General features: G+C 66.2%; 18 protein-coding genes. 12 read left to right on the forward strand and 6 right to left on the reverse strand.

Annotated elements, in window-relative coordinates; genetic code table 11:
- The first annotated feature begins 21 nt into the window (after positions 1 to 21).
- On the forward strand, positions 22 to 246 hold the full coding sequence (locus tag ASF65_RS01045; RefSeq protein WP_055883849.1) for a DUF1344 domain-containing protein: 225 nt from the start codon (positions 22 to 24) through the stop codon (positions 244 to 246).
- On the opposite strand, the gene ASF65_RS01050 is transcribed toward ASF65_RS01045, so the two are convergent.
- From ASF65_RS01050 to ASF65_RS01065, 4 genes are all read right to left on the reverse strand, one after another.
- Positions 243 to 839: a histidine phosphatase family protein gene (locus ASF65_RS01050; protein WP_055883851.1), complete on the reverse strand. Its 597-nt coding sequence runs from the start codon at positions 837 to 839 to the stop codon at positions 243 to 245. The genes ASF65_RS01045 and ASF65_RS01050 overlap by 4 nt on opposite strands.
- A 13-nt stretch (positions 840 to 852) precedes the next feature.
- Entirely contained in the window at positions 853 to 1,671 is an 819-nt protein-coding gene (gene fabI / locus ASF65_RS01055; RefSeq protein WP_055883855.1) for an enoyl-ACP reductase FabI, read from the reverse strand.
- Between the two features lie 102 nt (positions 1,672 to 1,773).
- Positions 1,774 to 2,727, reverse strand: a complete 954-nt coding sequence (locus ASF65_RS01060) for a J domain-containing protein (protein WP_055883857.1) — start codon at positions 2,725 to 2,727, stop codon at positions 1,774 to 1,776.
- Positions 2,728 to 2,862: 135 nt separating this feature from the next.
- On the reverse strand, positions 2,863 to 3,285 hold the full coding sequence (locus ASF65_RS01065) for an RT0821/Lpp0805 family surface protein (protein ID WP_082505082.1): 423 nt from the start codon (positions 3,283 to 3,285) through the stop codon (positions 2,863 to 2,865).
- 76 nt (positions 3,286 to 3,361) lie between these two features.
- Here ASF65_RS01065 and pdxH point away from each other — a divergent pair, with 76 nt between their 5' ends.
- A complete protein-coding gene (pdxH, locus tag ASF65_RS01070) occupies positions 3,362 to 3,979 on the forward strand; it encodes a pyridoxamine 5'-phosphate oxidase (RefSeq protein ID WP_055883863.1) in 618 nt (205 codons plus the stop codon).
- Between the two features lie 16 nt (positions 3,980 to 3,995).
- Here the strand turns inward: pdxH and ASF65_RS01075 are convergent, their stop codons facing one another.
- Together ASF65_RS01075 and ASF65_RS01080 are read right to left on the reverse strand one after the other, a co-directional pair.
- Entirely contained in the window at positions 3,996 to 5,411 is a 1,416-nt protein-coding gene (locus tag ASF65_RS01075) for a metallopeptidase TldD-related protein (RefSeq protein ID WP_055883865.1), read from the reverse strand.
- Positions 5,412 to 5,480: 69 nt separating this feature from the next.
- Entirely contained in the window at positions 5,481 to 5,978 is a 498-nt protein-coding gene (locus ASF65_RS01080) for an invasion associated locus B family protein (protein ID WP_055883868.1), read from the reverse strand.
- 362 nt (positions 5,979 to 6,340) lie between these two features.
- Here ASF65_RS01080 and coxB point away from each other — a divergent pair, with 362 nt between their 5' ends.
- From coxB to rnhA, 10 genes are all read left to right on the forward strand, one after another.
- On the forward strand, positions 6,341 to 7,240 hold the full coding sequence (gene coxB, locus ASF65_RS01085; protein ID WP_082505083.1) for a cytochrome c oxidase subunit II: 900 nt from the start codon (positions 6,341 to 6,343) through the stop codon (positions 7,238 to 7,240).
- Between the two features lie 23 nt (positions 7,241 to 7,263).
- Complete coding sequence (ctaD, locus tag ASF65_RS01090; RefSeq protein WP_055883876.1) at positions 7,264 to 8,862, forward strand: cytochrome c oxidase subunit I; 1,599 nt, start codon at positions 7,264 to 7,266, stop codon at positions 8,860 to 8,862.
- 129 nt (positions 8,863 to 8,991) lie between these two features.
- Positions 8,992 to 9,927 carry a heme o synthase gene (locus tag ASF65_RS01095; RefSeq protein ID WP_244486540.1) on the forward strand — a complete coding sequence of 312 codons (936 nt, stop codon included), beginning with the start codon at positions 8,992 to 8,994 and terminating at the stop codon, positions 9,925 to 9,927.
- Complete coding sequence (locus ASF65_RS21745; protein WP_055883881.1) at positions 9,917 to 10,072, forward strand: hypothetical protein; 156 nt, start codon at positions 9,917 to 9,919, stop codon at positions 10,070 to 10,072. The genes ASF65_RS01095 and ASF65_RS21745 overlap by 11 nt, the downstream gene beginning before the upstream one ends.
- Positions 10,069 to 10,677 (forward strand): cytochrome c oxidase assembly protein, encoded by a 609-nt coding sequence (locus ASF65_RS01105; protein WP_055883888.1) that lies wholly within the window; start codon positions 10,069 to 10,071, stop codon positions 10,675 to 10,677. The genes ASF65_RS21745 and ASF65_RS01105 overlap by 4 nt, the downstream gene beginning before the upstream one ends.
- A gap of 111 nt (positions 10,678 to 10,788) precedes the next feature.
- Positions 10,789 to 11,664: a cytochrome c oxidase subunit 3 gene (locus ASF65_RS01110; protein ID WP_055883890.1), complete on the forward strand. Its 876-nt coding sequence runs from the start codon at positions 10,789 to 10,791 to the stop codon at positions 11,662 to 11,664.
- Between the two features lie 90 nt (positions 11,665 to 11,754).
- Positions 11,755 to 12,546, forward strand: coding sequence for an SURF1 family protein (locus ASF65_RS01115; RefSeq protein ID WP_055883892.1), 792 nt, complete (start codon positions 11,755 to 11,757; stop codon positions 12,544 to 12,546).
- A 48-nt stretch (positions 12,547 to 12,594) separates the two neighbouring features.
- On the forward strand, positions 12,595 to 13,626 hold the full coding sequence (gene ispH / locus ASF65_RS01120; RefSeq protein WP_055883895.1) for a 4-hydroxy-3-methylbut-2-enyl diphosphate reductase: 1,032 nt from the start codon (positions 12,595 to 12,597) through the stop codon (positions 13,624 to 13,626).
- A gap of 1 nt (position 13,627) precedes the next feature.
- Positions 13,628 to 14,611, forward strand: coding sequence for a homoserine kinase (locus ASF65_RS01125; RefSeq protein WP_055883898.1), 984 nt, complete (start codon positions 13,628 to 13,630; stop codon positions 14,609 to 14,611).
- Entirely contained in the window at positions 14,604 to 15,071 is a 468-nt protein-coding gene (gene rnhA, locus ASF65_RS01130; RefSeq protein WP_055883901.1) for a ribonuclease HI, read from the forward strand. The genes ASF65_RS01125 and rnhA overlap by 8 nt, the downstream gene beginning before the upstream one ends.
- The last annotated feature ends 2 nt before the right edge of the window (positions 15,072 to 15,073 follow it).

The raw sequence follows: 15,073 nt of genomic DNA on the forward strand, positions 1-15,073 counted from the left end.
TGCCCCAGCCGGAGCCACCGGATGACGAGACGGGTCGTCGCCTTCTTCGCCTGTTCCTTCCTGAGCGTTTCCGCCAGCTACCCGGCGGCAGCGCGCGAGGTCGACGGAACGATCGAACGGATCGACCGCGACGACGCCTCGCTGGAACTCTCGGACGGTGCGACCTACCAGCTGCCCGAGACCTTCGACTATACGGCCGTGCGGCCGGGCATGCAGGTCGTCGTGGTCTACGAGGCGGCGGCTTAGACCCAGTCGATCCGGCCACCTTCCGCGCGCAGGATGCGATCCTGCGGAATGTCGGCGTGCGAGGCTTCCTGCGCTGACATGCCGGCGAACACGTTCAGGAACGCGCGCGTGATGCCGCCATGGGCGACCACGATCGTCGGTCGGTCGAGTTCGTGGAACACGGGTGCGACACGCTCGGCGAGACCCTCATAGGTCTCGGCGCCCGCACCCGGCGGCTGGAAATGCCACTTGTCGGCGTCGCGCCGGGCGGACTCGGCGGGAAACCGGTCGGCGAGCTCGGAGACGGTGTATCCCTGCCAATCACCGAAGTGAATTTCTTTCAGACGCTCGTCCGTGCGGAAGCCGTCGGCGTCGAGTCCCATCTCACGACGAATCGATCGCATGGTCGCCGCAGCCCGCAGCATCGGGCTGGAGACGAACGCGAACGTCTGCCCCTCGGCGCCGAGGACGTTGGCGAGGTATCGCCCGTTCCGCTGCGCCTGCGCCTCGCCGGTCCGGTTCAGCGGAATGTCGCTCTGGCCCTGCAGGCGTGCAGCCGCGTTCCAGTCCGTCTGCCCGTGACGGCAGAGGTAGATCAAGGGAAGGCTAGTCACCGGATGGGGCCCGTCAGTCCTTGACGACGGAGATGTCGGGCGCGTCCACCGCCTTCATGCCGACAACGTGGTAGCCAGAATCGGCGTGATGCACTTCGCCGGTGACCGAGCGCGACAGGTCGGACAGGAGGTACAGGCCGACGTCGCCGACCTCCTCGATCGTCACCGTCCGGCGGAGAGGCGCGTTGTACTCGTTCCACTTGAGGATATAGCGGAAGTCGCCGATTCCGGACGCCGCCAGAGTCTTGATCGGACCGGCGGAGATCGCGTTGACGCGGATGTTCTTCGGGCCGAGGTCGACCGCCAGATACTTCACGCTCGCCTCGAGCGCGGCCTTGGCGACGCCCATGACGTTGTAGTTCGGCATTACCTTTTCGGCGCCGTAGTAGGTCAGGGTCAGCATCGACCCGCCATCGGTCATCAGCTTCTCGGCGCGCTGCGCGACTGCCGTGAAGGAATAGACCGAGATGTTCATGGTCTTGGTGAAGTTGCCTTCCGTCGTGTCGACGTAACGGCCGGTCAGTTCGTCCTTGTCGGAGAAGCCGATCGCATGGACGAGGAAGTCGAGCTTGCCCCACTTCTCTTCGAGAGCCTTGAAGCAGGCGTCGATCGTGGCCGGATCACCCACGTCGCAGTGACCGCAGACGAAGGCGCCGAGTTCGGCGGCCAGCGGTTCGACTCGCTTGCGCAGCGCGTCGCCCTGATACGTGAAGGCGATTTCGGCGCCCTGGGCAGCCAGGGCCTTGGCGATTCCGAAGGCGATGGAGCGGTTGTTGGCGACGCCCAGGATGACGCCGCGCTTTCCCTTCATCAGGCCCAACGAATCTACCATGGCCTGAACTCCTTCGTTTCGTTTTGCATTTTCCCGCTGGGGCGGCGGTATGGCATAGCCACCCGCGGCCAGCAAGCGGTGGGAACAGTTGGTTGGCTGTGTTCAGGCGTCGCCCAGACCGTCCCGCCGCTTCTCGAACATCGCGACGAGTTCCGGCATCGGTTCGGCGGGGAGGGCGATCGACAACGTCACGAGAATGTCGCCGCGTCCGCCGTCCTTGCGGGTCAATCCCTTGCCGCGCAGGCGCAGCGTGCGCCCCGATGTCGTCCAGGGCTGGATCTTCGTCGCAACGCGTCCGTCCAGCGTCTCGATCGTCACGCGTCCGCCGAGCACCGCCGTCTCCAGATCGACGTCCTGTTCGAGAAGAAGATCGCGCCCCGATACGGAGAATCGGGAATGGTCTGCGAAGGAGATCGTCACCAGCGCGTCGCCGGCCGGACCGCCGGCGAACACCGCGGGCTGGCCCTGACCCCGCAGCCGGATCACCTGCCCGTCCTCGACGCCCTCCGGCAGGCGAATGGCCAGACGCTTGCCGTTGGGGAAGATGGCCTCGACCTTGGCATCGGAGACGACGTCTTCCAGGCGCACCTTCAGGGTCGCGTTGATGTCCTCGCCCTTGGCAGGCGTATTGCGCGCGGCGTTGAAGCCGGATCGGGCACCGCGCTTGCCGCCGAACGTCTGATCGAAGAAGTCGCCGAAGATGCTGTCGGCACCCGCGAAATCGGCTCCGTTGCGGAAGTCGAACGATCCGCCGCTGCTCGTGCCCGAGCCGAACGGGCTGGAACCGCCGGCACCGCTGCCGCCTCCGAAGCCGGAAAATCCCTGGAATTTCGGCTTGCCGTCCGCGTCGATCTCGCCGCGATCGAACTGCCCGCGCTTCTCCTTGTCGCCCAGGATCTCGTACGCCTGATTGGCCTCGTTGAAACGGGCGCTCGCGCCCGCATCGTCGCCGTTGGCGTCCGGGTGATACTTCTTGGCGAGTTTACGGAAGGCGGACTTGATCTCCGCCTCGCTGGCGGAGCGGGCCACGCCGAGAACGGTATAGGGGTCGCGCATGCGGGGTGGGGTTCCTGATCGTCTTGGATGAGTCTCCCGTGGGCATCATCGGGAATCGCCCAGCGTTTGGGCGATGGGGCAGTATATGGCGAGCCGTCGCCCGAAATTGAAGGGCTTCGTATCCGGCTTTGGCGCTTAGCGATCCTCCGAGAACCGTGTCAGGGTCCATTCCCCCTGGCCCGTCGTGCAGGCCTCGCCGGCGTAGAGGGCGACGCCGTCGAAGCGCTGGCGCGAGGTGGTGAACTGCCGGCAGACCGCGTCGCCCGCGCGCGTCTCCTTGATGGCGGTGATCGTGCCGCTGGCGCCCGTGTCCGAGTTCGACCAGGCGAGCGGCGCCGTGTCGACCGCCGCGATGTTGGCGGCCGACACGGCGTTGCGCACGGTGCGGCTGTCGGACAGCGTTTCAGCGGCGACGGCAGGGTCGATCGGCGGGATCGAGGCGGTCGTCAGCGACTTGTCGACTGCCGCTTCTTCCAGACCCTTGCCGCTGATCACGGTGCAGCCGGACAGGCCTGCGGCAATGAGGCAGAGGAGAACGAGGCGCGTTCCTTCCATCATCGAAACTCGGCCTTTGCCACCGGCCACGTCTGACGTAGGAACCGGTGGATCATCATTCGAACAATTGGATTCAAGAATGAGCAAGTCGACCTTAATGTTCGGTGAAGGCGGACTCCCCCTCGACCCGTACGAGGCTTTGAGGGTCTGGCTTCACGAGGCGGAGGAGACGGAGATCAACGACCCGACGGCGATGGCTCTGGCCAGCGTCGATTCAGACGGGCTGCCGGATGTTCGGATGGTTCTCCTCAAGGCCTTCGACGAGCGCGGACTCGTGTTCTACACCAATTTCGAGAGCCGGAAAGGGGAGCAGATCCTCGGGGCGCGCAAGGCCGCGCTCTGCATGCACTGGAAGAGCCGGCGGCGGCAGTTTCGCGCCCGCGGGCCGGTGGAGGTGGTGACCGAGGCGGAAGCCGACGCCTATTTCGAGGGCCGCCCGCACGGTAGCCAGGTCGGTGCGTGGGCGTCGCAGCAGAGCCGCCCGCTCGCCAGCCGCGAGGTGCTGCAAGGTCAGGTCGCCGGGGTCGAGGCGAAATACGGAAACGCCGTTCCGCGTCCGCCGCACTGGTCGGGTTTCCGGATCATGCCGGTCGAGATCGAGTTCTGGCAGGACGGCGAGTTCCGCCTCCACGACCGCTTCCGCTTCGTGAAGGCGGCAGGCGACCGCGAATGGGCGATCGAGCGGCTTTATCCTTGATGGAGAGGGCGCGGCGTCACGCCTCCGTGCCGCCCACCGTCATCTGATCCATCCGCAGATGGGGCTGGCCGACGCCGACCGGCACCCATTGGCCGGCCTTGCCGCAGTTGCCGATGCCGAGGTCGAGAGCCGCGTCGTTGCCTACCATCGAAACGCGGTGCATGGCGTCCGGTCCATTGCCGATGAGCATCACGCCCTTCAGCGGCTCGCAGACCTTCCCCTCCCGGATGCGGTAGGCCTCCGTGCAGTTGAAGACGAACTTGCCGGAGGTGATGTCGACCTGCCCGCCGTTGAAGGAGACGGCGTAGATGCCATCCTTCACGGAAGCGAGGATTTCCTCCGGCGTGTGCGGACCGTCCAGCATCATCGTGTTGGTCATGCGCGGCATCGGCGCATGGGCGAAAGACTGTCGCCGCCCGTTGCCGGTGGGCTGCATGCCCATCAGGCGTGCGTTCTGGCGATCCTGCATGTAGTTCACGAGCTTGCCGTCCTCGATGAGGACGGTGCGGTTCGTCGGCGTTCCCTCGTCGTCGACCGATAGGGAGCCGCGTCGCTCCGAGATCGTGCCGTCGTCCACCACCGTGACGCCGCGCGCGGCGACCTGTTGGCCGAGGAGGCCTGAGAAGGCCGAGGTCTTCTTGCGATTGTAGTCGCCCTCGAGGCCGTGGCCGACGGCTTCGTGCAACATGACGCCCGGCCAGCCCGAGGCCAGCACCGTATCGAAGGTTCCGGCAGGGGCGGGGAGGGCCTCGAGATTCAGTCGCGCCTGGCGCAGGGCCTCGTCGGCGAGCGAGCGCCAGTTGCCGCCTTCCATCAGCCGAAGGAAGTCGTGACGCCCGCCGGCGCCGCCTGAGCCGGTCTCCTGGCGCTCGCCGCGCCCGGCCACGACCGAGACATTGAGGCGAACCAAGGGCCGCACGTCGCGCACGAGGCGACCGTCCGCGCGCAAAATTTCCACCACCTGCCATTGCGAGGCGAGGGACACGCTGACCTGCCGCACCGCTTCATCCGCGTTCCGAAGATAGGCGTCGATCTCCCCGAGCAACTTCACCTTTTCGGCGAACGTGGGTTCGGGGATCGGGTTCTCGTCGCCGTAGAGTCGGCGGTTCGTGCCCGCCGGTCCTTCGGCGGCCACGCCGGAATGGCCGGACCGAACCGCGCCGACCGATGCCGCGGCGCGGCGCAGGGCGCTTGCAGACAGGTCGCCGGAATGCGCGTAGCCGATCGCCTCGCCCGCGACGCAGCGCAGGCCGAACCCTTGTTCGGTCGAGAAGTCACCGGTCTTCAGTCGCCTGTTGTCGAACAGAAGCGATTCCTGCTCGCGATATTCCATGAAGAGTTCGCCGTCGTCGGCGTCGTGCAGCGTCTGTGCGACGACGCCCTCGACCTCCGCGCGCGACAGGTCGAAGAGGTCGATCAGGGAAGAAGCCATCTTACGCTCCGCTGGCCTACATTGTGCCCGGCACAGATAGGCAGGCGGCAGCGCCTTGTCACGCGGCGCTCAAGGGAGCGCGTCGAAGCCTTCGCGAAAGCCGGCGAGGTCAACGGGAATGCCGATTCCCTCTTCCGGCGTCTGGAAGACGATGAAGGTTGCAGACTTGCCGGTGGACAGTGTGTCGCGCAGGGTATCCTCAAGGATCACCTCGGCATAGCAGCCGTCCTCGAAGCAGCGCACGAACTGGGCGCGACCGATGTCCTTGCCGTCGACATAGAGCCCCAGCCCGTTGGGCAGGAGAATGCCGAGCGGCGCCAGCACGCGCAGGATTCGCGCCTTGCCGTCGGCCGTCTTCAGAGCCAGAACCGACAGGCCGACCTCGGGGCGATCCTCGGCCACCACGTTCTGCAGCAGGGCGCACTGTTCTCCTGCCGCACCCGCAGGCTGGTCGCAGACCACAGCCCAGGCCCCGTGCTGCGACTTGACCGTGCCGGTTTGCGCCTGCGCCGGAGCGGCCAAGAGGAAGGGGAGGGCGGCCAGGGCCGTGGCGAGTGCTAGCTTCATTGTATCCTTCCAGGCACCGGGCGGCGACAAGGCTCGGGTTTCGCGCGCGAAATTACCCGTGCGCCCCCGCGCCGTCGAGCCTGCCCGGACAGGTTCGCGCAACGCTCGCTGCCGGCGCGGACGGGCTGCAACATTCGCACTTTGTCGCAAGCACTCGTGTCGGCCGCTTGTTGCGAAATGGGCGGTTTCATGGTTGAAGCGCAGGAGGCACCTGCACATTAGCGGCATTCGAGTTTTGCGGCCCCAAGAGCCCCGATCCGATCCGCAACCAGAGCGCAGACCGTGGGACGTAAAGCCTGCCACGAGGGAGAGCATTCGTGAAGAGACCAGCCCTAGCCGCCGCCGCGCTGGCCGGCTCGACCATGGCGGCGTTCGCGCAAGACAGCGCGCCGCAACCCGGTCAGCCGCATCCCTGGCAGATGAACCTCCAGGAGGCCCTGTCGCCGATCGAGGCTCAGATCCACTGGTTCAGCGCGTATACGCTCTGGTTCCTGGTACCGGTCGTCATCCTTGTGGCGGCACTCCTGGCGTGGGTGGCCTTCCGCTACAGCGAGAAGCGCAACCCGGTTCCTTCGCGAACCAGCCACAACACGGTGATCGAGATCATCTGGACCCTGGCACCGGTGTTGATCCTCCTGTGCCTCGCCATTCCGTCGTTCCAGCTTCTGACGGCGCAGTACAACCCGCCGCGCGAGCCGGAGCTGACGGTCAAGGCGACCGGCTACCAGTGGTACTGGGGCTACGAATACCAGCCGGCGCAGACCGTCGCCGCGGCGAGCTCGGCAGCTGCCGGAACCCCCGCCAATCCGGCGGAGCCGGTCGCCGAGCCGGTCTCGTTCCTGTCCTATCCGATCCCCGACGACGCGCGTGCCGCGGCCGGAAAGGAAGACCGCAGCACCTATCCGCGTCTTCTGGCCGTCGACAACGAGATGGTCGTGCCGGTGGACACGGTCGTTCGTCTCCTGACGACGGGCGGCGACGTCATCCATTCCTTCGCCATGCCGTCGCTCGGCGTGAAGGTGGACGCCGTCCCCGGCCGCATCAACGAATATTGGTTCGAGGCGAACCGCGAGGGCATCTTCTACGGGCAGTGCTCGGAGCTCTGCGGCCGTGACCATTACAACATGCCGATCGGCGTGCGCGTGGTCAGCCAGGAGCAGTTCGCCACCTGGCTCGCGGCCGCCCGCGAGAACCTCGAAAACGCCAACGCTCAGCTGACCGCCGAGATCGCCTCCGCGAGCTCGGTCGTGGCGCAGCGCTGAACCCTCCTCCAGGGAACGTCCCCATGGCTCATGCAGCTTCGCACGACGCGCACCCCCATCACCCGACCGGGTGGGTGCGCTGGGTCAACTCGACCAACCACAAAGACATCGGCATCCTCTACCTGATCTTCGCGATCGTCGCGGGCCTGATCGGCGGCAGCCTTTCGGTCGCGATCCGCGCCGAGCTGCAGGAGCCGGGTCTCCAGATCTTCGGCAACCCACAGATCTTCAACGTCTTCACCACCGCCCACGGCCTGGTGATGGTGTTCTTCATGGTGATGCCGGCCCTCATCGGCGGCTTCGGCAACTACTTCGTGCCGATCATGATCGGCGCGCCGGACACGGCGTTCCCGCGCGTCAACAACATCGCCTTCTGGCTGCTGCCGCCGTCGCTGCTGCTCCTCATCCTCTCGATGTTCGTCGAGGGTGCGCCGGGCGCGAACGGCGCGGGCACGGGCTGGACGCTCTATCCGCCGCTGTCGACCGCCGGCCATCCGGGCCCGGCCGTCGATCTCGCGATCTTCGCGCTGCACCTGTCGGGCGCCTCGTCGATCCTGGGCGCGATCAACATGATCACGACCATCCTAAACATGCGCGCGCCCGGCATGACGCTGCACAAGATGCCGCTTTTCGCCTGGTCGCAGCTCGTCACCGCGTTCCTGCTGCTCCTGTCGCTGCCGGTGCTCGCCGGCGCCATCACCATGGTGCTCACCGACCGCAACTTCGGCACGACCTTCTTCGCGCCGGAAGGCGGCGGTGACCCGATCCTCTACCAGCACCTGTTCTGGTTCTTCGGTCACCCCGAAGTCTACATCATGATCCTGCCGGCCTTCGGCATCGTGTCGCACATCATCTCGACCTTCTCGAAGAAGCCGGTGTTCGGCTACCTCGGCATGGCCTACGCCATGGTCGCCATCGGCGTCGTCGGCTTCGTGGTGTGGGCGCACCACATGTACACCTCGGGCATCTCGCTCAACACGCAGCGCTACTTCGTGTTCGCGACCATGGTCATCGCGGTGCCCACCGGCATCAAGATCTTCTCGTGGATCGCGACGATGTGGGGCGGCTCGCTCCGCTTCACGACGCCTATGCTTTGGTCGATCGGCTTCATCTTCCTGTTCACGGTCGGTGGCGTCACGGGCGTCAAGCTCGCCAATGCCGGCATGGACCGCGTCCTTCACGACACCTACTACGTCGTCGCGCACTTCCACTACGTGCTGTCGCTCGGCGCCGTCTTCGCCATCTTCGCGGGCTGGTACTACTGGTTCCCGAAGATGAGCGGCTACATGTACAACGAGACGCTCGGAAAGGTGCACTTCTGGGTGATGTTCGTGGGCGTGAACCTCGTGTTCTTCCCGCAGCATTTCCTCGGCGCCGCGGGCATGCCGCGCCGCTACGCCGACTACCCGGACGCGTTCGCCGGTTGGAACTTCGTCTCCTCCATGGGCTCCTACATCTCGGGCCTGTCGGTGATCCTGTTCCTCTACATCGTCTACGAGGCGTTTGCCCGTAAGCGTCTGGCCGGCGCCAACCCCTGGGGCGTCGGTGCCACCACTCTGGAATGGCACCTGTCGTCGCCGCCGCCGTTCCACCAGTGGGAAGAGCTGCCGCGCATCCGCTGACCGGCGGCTTCGAAGATCGATCCCGGCTCCGGCCGGGATCACCCGTCTGAACGCCCGGCTTGGCGCCGCGCCCCGTGTGCGGGCACTGCATCGACCGGGCGGACTGCAAGAGGCATGACGTTGAGCGCCATCGATTTTCCCGCCGTCAGCGAAGCTCGTCCCGGCATCAGCCTGGCGGAGCCGGGCGACTACTTCGCCCTTCTGAAGCCGCGCGTCATGTCGCTCGTGGTGCTGACCGCCGCGACCGGCTTGCTCGCTGCGCCCGGCGCGCTGAACCCCGTGCTTGCCTTCGTCTCGCTCCTCGCCATCGCGCTCGGCGCCGGCGCGTCCGGCGCTCTCAACATGTGGTACGATCGAGACATCGATCGCATCATGACGCGCACCGCCGGGCGCCCGATCCCGTCGGGTCGCATCGCGCCCGAGAACGCCTTGTCCTTCGGCCTGGCGCTCTCGATCTTTTCGGTGATGCTGCTGGGGCTGGCCGCGAACTGGTTCGCCGCCGCCTTCCTCGCCTTCACCATCGCCTTCTACGCCGTGGTCTACACGATGTGGCTGAAGCGCTCGACGGCGCAGAACATCGTCATCGGCGGCGCGGCGGGTTCGTTCCCCCCGATGGTCGCCTGGGCGGCCGTGACCGGTGGCGTCTCCTGGGAGGGCTTCGTCCTCTTCCTCATCATCTTCCTGTGGACGCCACCGCATTTCTGGGCGCTCGCTCTCTTCAAGATGAAGGATTACGGCGCGGCCGGCATCCCGATGCTGCCGAATGTCGCCGGCGAGCGCTCCACCCGCCGCCATATCTTCGCCTACTCGCTGATCCTGGCGCCGATCGGCGTCCTGCCCGCCGTCATGGGCTTCGCCAGCCTAGCCTACGGGCTCATCGCCGCGGCTCTCGGGCTGACCTTCCTGCGCCTCGCCTACAACGTCCTGCGGATGGAAGACGGTGACGCGACGATGGCGCCGGCCAAGAAGCTGTTCGCCTTCTCGATCTTCTACCTCTTCGCCCTGTTTGCCTGGCTTCTCGTCGAGGGCTTCCTCGTTCACGGCTGGATGACCCATGTCGCCTGAGCCGAGGGACGAACTCGTGCAACTGACCCCGGCCGAGCAGCGGGCGCGTCGTCGGCGGTCCGTCGCGATCGGTCTGGTGTTGGCGGGGCTCGTCGTGCTCTTCTACGTCGTCAGCCTGTTTCGCATCGGAGGAGGGCTCGGATGACCGCCACACCCCGACGCACGCCGGCCGAAGCCGCGCGTCATGCACGCACCATCGCGCTCGGCTGCGGCCTCTTCGTTTTCGGCATGGTTGGGGCGGCCTACGCGTCCGTCCCGCTCTACAAGCTGTTCTGCCAGGTCACCGGCTACGGCGGCACCACGCAGCGCGCTGAAACAGCCTCGAGCACGGTCGTCGAACGGCCTGTCACGGTCCGCTTCGATGCCAACGCCTCCGGCCATGTGCCTTGGTCGTTCCAGCCGGTCGAACGGCAGATCACGCTGAACCTCGGCGAGACGCGGCAGACCGCGTACCGGGTGCGCAACAACTCGGACGCGCCGGTCACCGCGCAGGCGACATTCAACGTCACGCCGCTGACGGCCGGCATCTACTTCAACAAGGTACAGTGCTTCTGCTTCACCGAACAGACGCTGAAGCCGGGCGAGGAGGTCGACATGCCGGTCGTCTTCTTCGTCGATCCGGCCATCCAGGACGATCCGGACCTCAAGGAGGTTCCAACCATCACCCTGTCCTATACGTTCTTCCCGGTGGCCGACCCGAAGACGCCGGTTGCCTCTGCGAAGAACGAGGGGGCGGCTCAGGGGCTTTAGACTTCGTGGCATCGTCGTCGGGGGACGGCGAGGCCGGCGACAACAGGACTTCGACATCCAGCCGCATCGGCCGCCCATGGGCGGGGCCATGCGGGACAAGCGGGACGGACCATGGCTGACACGCATATCAAGCATCACGACTACCACGTCATCGAGCCCAGCCCGTGGCCGTTCGTCGCCTCCGTCGGCGCATTCTTCATGCTGTTCGGCGCGGTCGGCCTGTTCCGCTGGGTCGCGGCAACGCCGTTCAACGTCTTCGGTATGAACCTCGCGACGCCGTGGATCTTCGCGTTCGGCCTCGCGATCGTCCTTTATACGATGTTTGCCTGGTGGTCCGACGCCATCAAGGAGAGCCACGAGGGGTACCATACGCCGGTCGTGTCGATGCATCTTCGCTACGGCATGATCATGTTCATCGCCTCCGAGGTGATGTTCTTCGTCGCCTGGTTCTGGGCCTTCTTCGACGCCAGCCTGTTCCCGCACGAGGCCGTGCAGGCGGCCCGCGTTCAGGCGCTGGGCGGACAGTGGCCGCCGGTCGGGATCGAGGTGATCGATCCGCTGCACCTGCCGCTGTTCAACACGATCACGCTGCTCCTGTCGGGCACCACCGCCACCTGGGCCCACCATGCGATGCTGGAGAACGACCGCAAGTCGCTGATCACCGGCCTCGCACTGACCGTCGGTCTCGGCGCGATCTTCTCCTACGTCCAGTTCTATGAATATGCCCACGCCCCGTTCGCCTTCTCCGGGTCGATCTACGGCGCGACGTTCTTCATGGCGACGGGCTTCCACGGCTTCCACGTGTTCGTCGGCGTGATCTTCCTCGCCGTCTGCCTGCTTCGCGCCATTCGCGGCCACTTCACCCCGGCCAAGCATTTCGGCTTCGAGGCGGCGGCCTGGTACTGGCACTTCGTCGACGTCGTGTGGCTTTTCCTCTTCTTCGCCGTCTACGTCTGGGGCGGCTGGGGCGCCGAGATCCACGGCTGAGCCGCCGACATTTCACGAGCGACAGAAGCGGCCGTCACCCGGCCGCTTTTTTCGTTCAGACGACAGCCTATCGAAATGGACGATCCAGCCATGGATACGACGCAAGCCGCGGAAAGCGACGCGCACGAAGGTCGACCGCTGACGCGCGCGCGGATCGCGGCCATCCTGATCATCGGGTTCGCCGCGCTCGGTGTCCTCGTGTCGCTGGGCGCGTGGCAGGTGGAGCGGTTGCGATGGAAGGAGGGCCTGATCGCCACGATCGACGCCCGCATCCATGCCCCCCCGATCGACGTTGCCGAGGTCGCCCGGCGGGCCGCGGGCGGCGAGGACATCGACTACGTCCCTGTCGAGGCGAAGGGGCGTTTCCTGTATGACGGGGAGCGATACTTCCTCGCGACCCGCGAAGGGGCGGCCGGATGGCATGTGCTGACCCCGATGCAGCTTGCGGACAATGCCGTGGTCTTCGTCAACCGGGGGTTCGTACCATACGAGAGCAAGGATCCGGCGACGCGGGCGGCGGGCAATGCGCCCGGCAACACGGCGATCACCGGGCTCGCCCGGACGGCGCCCACCGAGAAGCCGAACATGTTCGTGCCGGACAACGACCCAGCCCAGAACGCGTTCTTCTGGCGCAGCGTGCCGGACATGGCCGAGGGGCTCTCCTTGCCGGCCGGGATCCGGTTGCTGCCGTTCCTGATCGATGCCGGGCCCGGCCAGGTGTCGCCGGATGCCCCGATCGGCGGGACGACCGTGATCGAGATCCCGAACAGTCACCTCGCATATGCCATCACCTGGTTCAGCCTGGCGGCAGCGCTGGCCGTGATCCTCGGCATGTTCCTCCTGCACCTGCGGAGGCGTGGCCGGGTGGCGTCCGAGGGTTGACAGGACGGGGCCCGATCCCTTCATTCGCGCCGAACAGACCCGGAGACGATGTTGACTGCGATCGAGGACAAGCCGCCTCTCACGATCCGCCTGTGCGAGCCGCGCGGCTTCTGCGCCGGTGTCGACCGGGCGATTCAGATCGTCGTCCTGGCACTGAAGCGCTACGGCGCGCCGGTCTACGTTCGGCATGAGATCGTTCACAACAAGTACGTCGTCGACGGGCTGCGCCAGATGGGGGCCGTCTTCGTCAAGGAACTCGACGCCATTCCCGACGACGGTCAGCCGGTCGTCTTCTCCGCGCACGGGGTTCCGAAGTCGGTGCCCGCCGAGGCCGAACGCCGCGAACTTCTCTATCTCGATGCCACCTGTCCGCTGGTCTCCAAGGTCCACAAGCAGGCGATGCGCCACATGCGGCTCGGACGACAGGTGCTGCTGATCGGTCACCGCGGCCACCCGGAGGTCGTCGGCACGATGGGCCAGCTTCCCGACGGTGCGGTGACGCTGATCGAGACCGAGGAGGACGTCGCGGCCTACGCTCCCGCCGATCCCGCCGCGCTCGGCTTCGTCACACAGACGACGCTTTCCGTCGAGGATACGGCCGGCATCATCGAAGCCTTGCAGAGCAAATTTCCCGAGATGCAGGCGCCTTCGTCGGAATCGATCTGCTATGCCACGACCAACCGACAGGATGCGGTGAAGGCGTCCGCCGCCGGAGCCGACCTATTCCTTATCGTCGGGGCGCCGAATTCCTCGAATTCGCGCCGTCTGGTGGAAGTCGCCGAACGGGCCGGGGCGAAGCGCGCACTGCTGGTGCAGGGTAAGAAGGACGTTCCCGTCGAGACGATCGCGCCGGGCTCGATCATCGGCATGTCGGCCGGCGCGTCGGCGCCGGAAGTGCTGACCGATGAGATCATCGCCGCCCTTCGCGATCGGTTCGACGTGCGGATCGAACTGGTGCAGACCGCAGTCGAAAACGAGAACTTCCCCGTCATGCGCTCGTTGCGGGACGTTCCATTGACGGCCGCCGACATGGCGTTCGTCAATGGCGACCGTCCGTTGCCCGCCGTCCGGCAGGTCTGACATGGCCGTCTATACCGAAGTCGCCGAGGGCGATCTCGCCGCCTTCCTGTCGCGTTACGACGTGGGCCGGCTCCTCAGCTACAAGGGTATCGCCGAGGGGGTCGAGAACTCCAACTTCCTCGTGCGCACCGAGGGCGGCACCTACATCCTGACGCTTTACGAGAAGCGCGTCGATCGCAACGATCTGCCGTTCTTCATCGGGCTGCTACAGCATCTGGCCGCTTGCGGCTTGTCCTGCCCCCTGCCTGTCGAGCCACGCGACGGCGGAACACTCGGGGAACTCGCAGGCCGCCCCGCCGCACTCTTCACGTTCCTCGAAGGCATGTGGACGCGGCGGCCGACCGCCGAGCATTGCCGCGATGTCGGACGGGCCCTGGCCGACCTCCATGCGAAATCGGCGGACTTCGCGCTGCATCGCCCGAACGCCTTGTCGGTGTCGGGCTGGCGTCCGCTGTTCGAGGGATGCGGCGAGGGGGCCGATCGGGTCGCCGATGGCCTGCGTGAGGAAATCGCAATGGAACTCGCCGATCTCGAGGCGAGATGGCCGTCGAACCTGCCGCGCGGTGTGATCCATGCCGATCTCTTTCCGGACAACGTGTTCTTCCTGTCCGGAGAGCTCTCGGGCCTGATCGACTTCTACTTCGCCTGCAACGATATCCTCGCCTACGACCTCGCCATCTGCCTCTGCGCCTGGTGTTTCGAGGTCGACGGCGCGTTCAACGTGACGAAGGGTCGGGCGATGATCGAGGGCTATGACGCGGTGCGTCCGCTCACCAATGAGGAGCTCGACGCTCTTCCGCTTCTGGCTCGCGGCGCGGCCCTCCGCTTCCTGCTCACTCGCCTGTATGATTGGATCCACATCCCCGACACGTCCTTCGTCACCAAGAAGGATCCGCGCGAGTATCTCCGCAAGAACCGGTTTCATCGGGGCGTTTCGTCGGTCGCGGACTACGGTTTCGCCGCGAAGGAGCCACGGCATGAGTGAGACGACGCGCGTCGACATCTTCACGGACGGTGCCTGCTCCGGCAATCCGGGGCCTGGCGGCTGGGGCGCCATCCTCCGCTTCGGCGACACCGAGAGGGAGTTGTCCGGCGGTGAGCAGCTGACCACCAACAACCGGATGGAGCTTCTGGCTGCCATCGAGGGGCTCGGTGCGCTGAAACGGCCGTGCTCGGTGCACCTTCATTCCGACTCGCAGTATCTGCGCGACGGCATCACCAAGTGGATCCACGGCTGGAAGCGGAACGGCTGGCGCACGGCCGACAAGAAGCCGGTCAAGAACGCCGAGCTCTGGCAGCGCCTCGACACGGAGCGCGAGCGTCACGAAGTGACGTTCCACTGGGTTCGCGGGCACGCGGGGCACGCCGAGAACGAGCGGGCCGACGCGCTCGCGCGCGCCGGCATGGAGCCGTTCAAGAAGGCTCGGCGGTCGGCCGCCGGCTGACG

Source organism: Aureimonas sp. Leaf324, assembly GCF_001423245.1.
Lineage (GTDB): Bacteria > Pseudomonadota > Alphaproteobacteria > Rhizobiales > Rhizobiaceae > Aureimonas.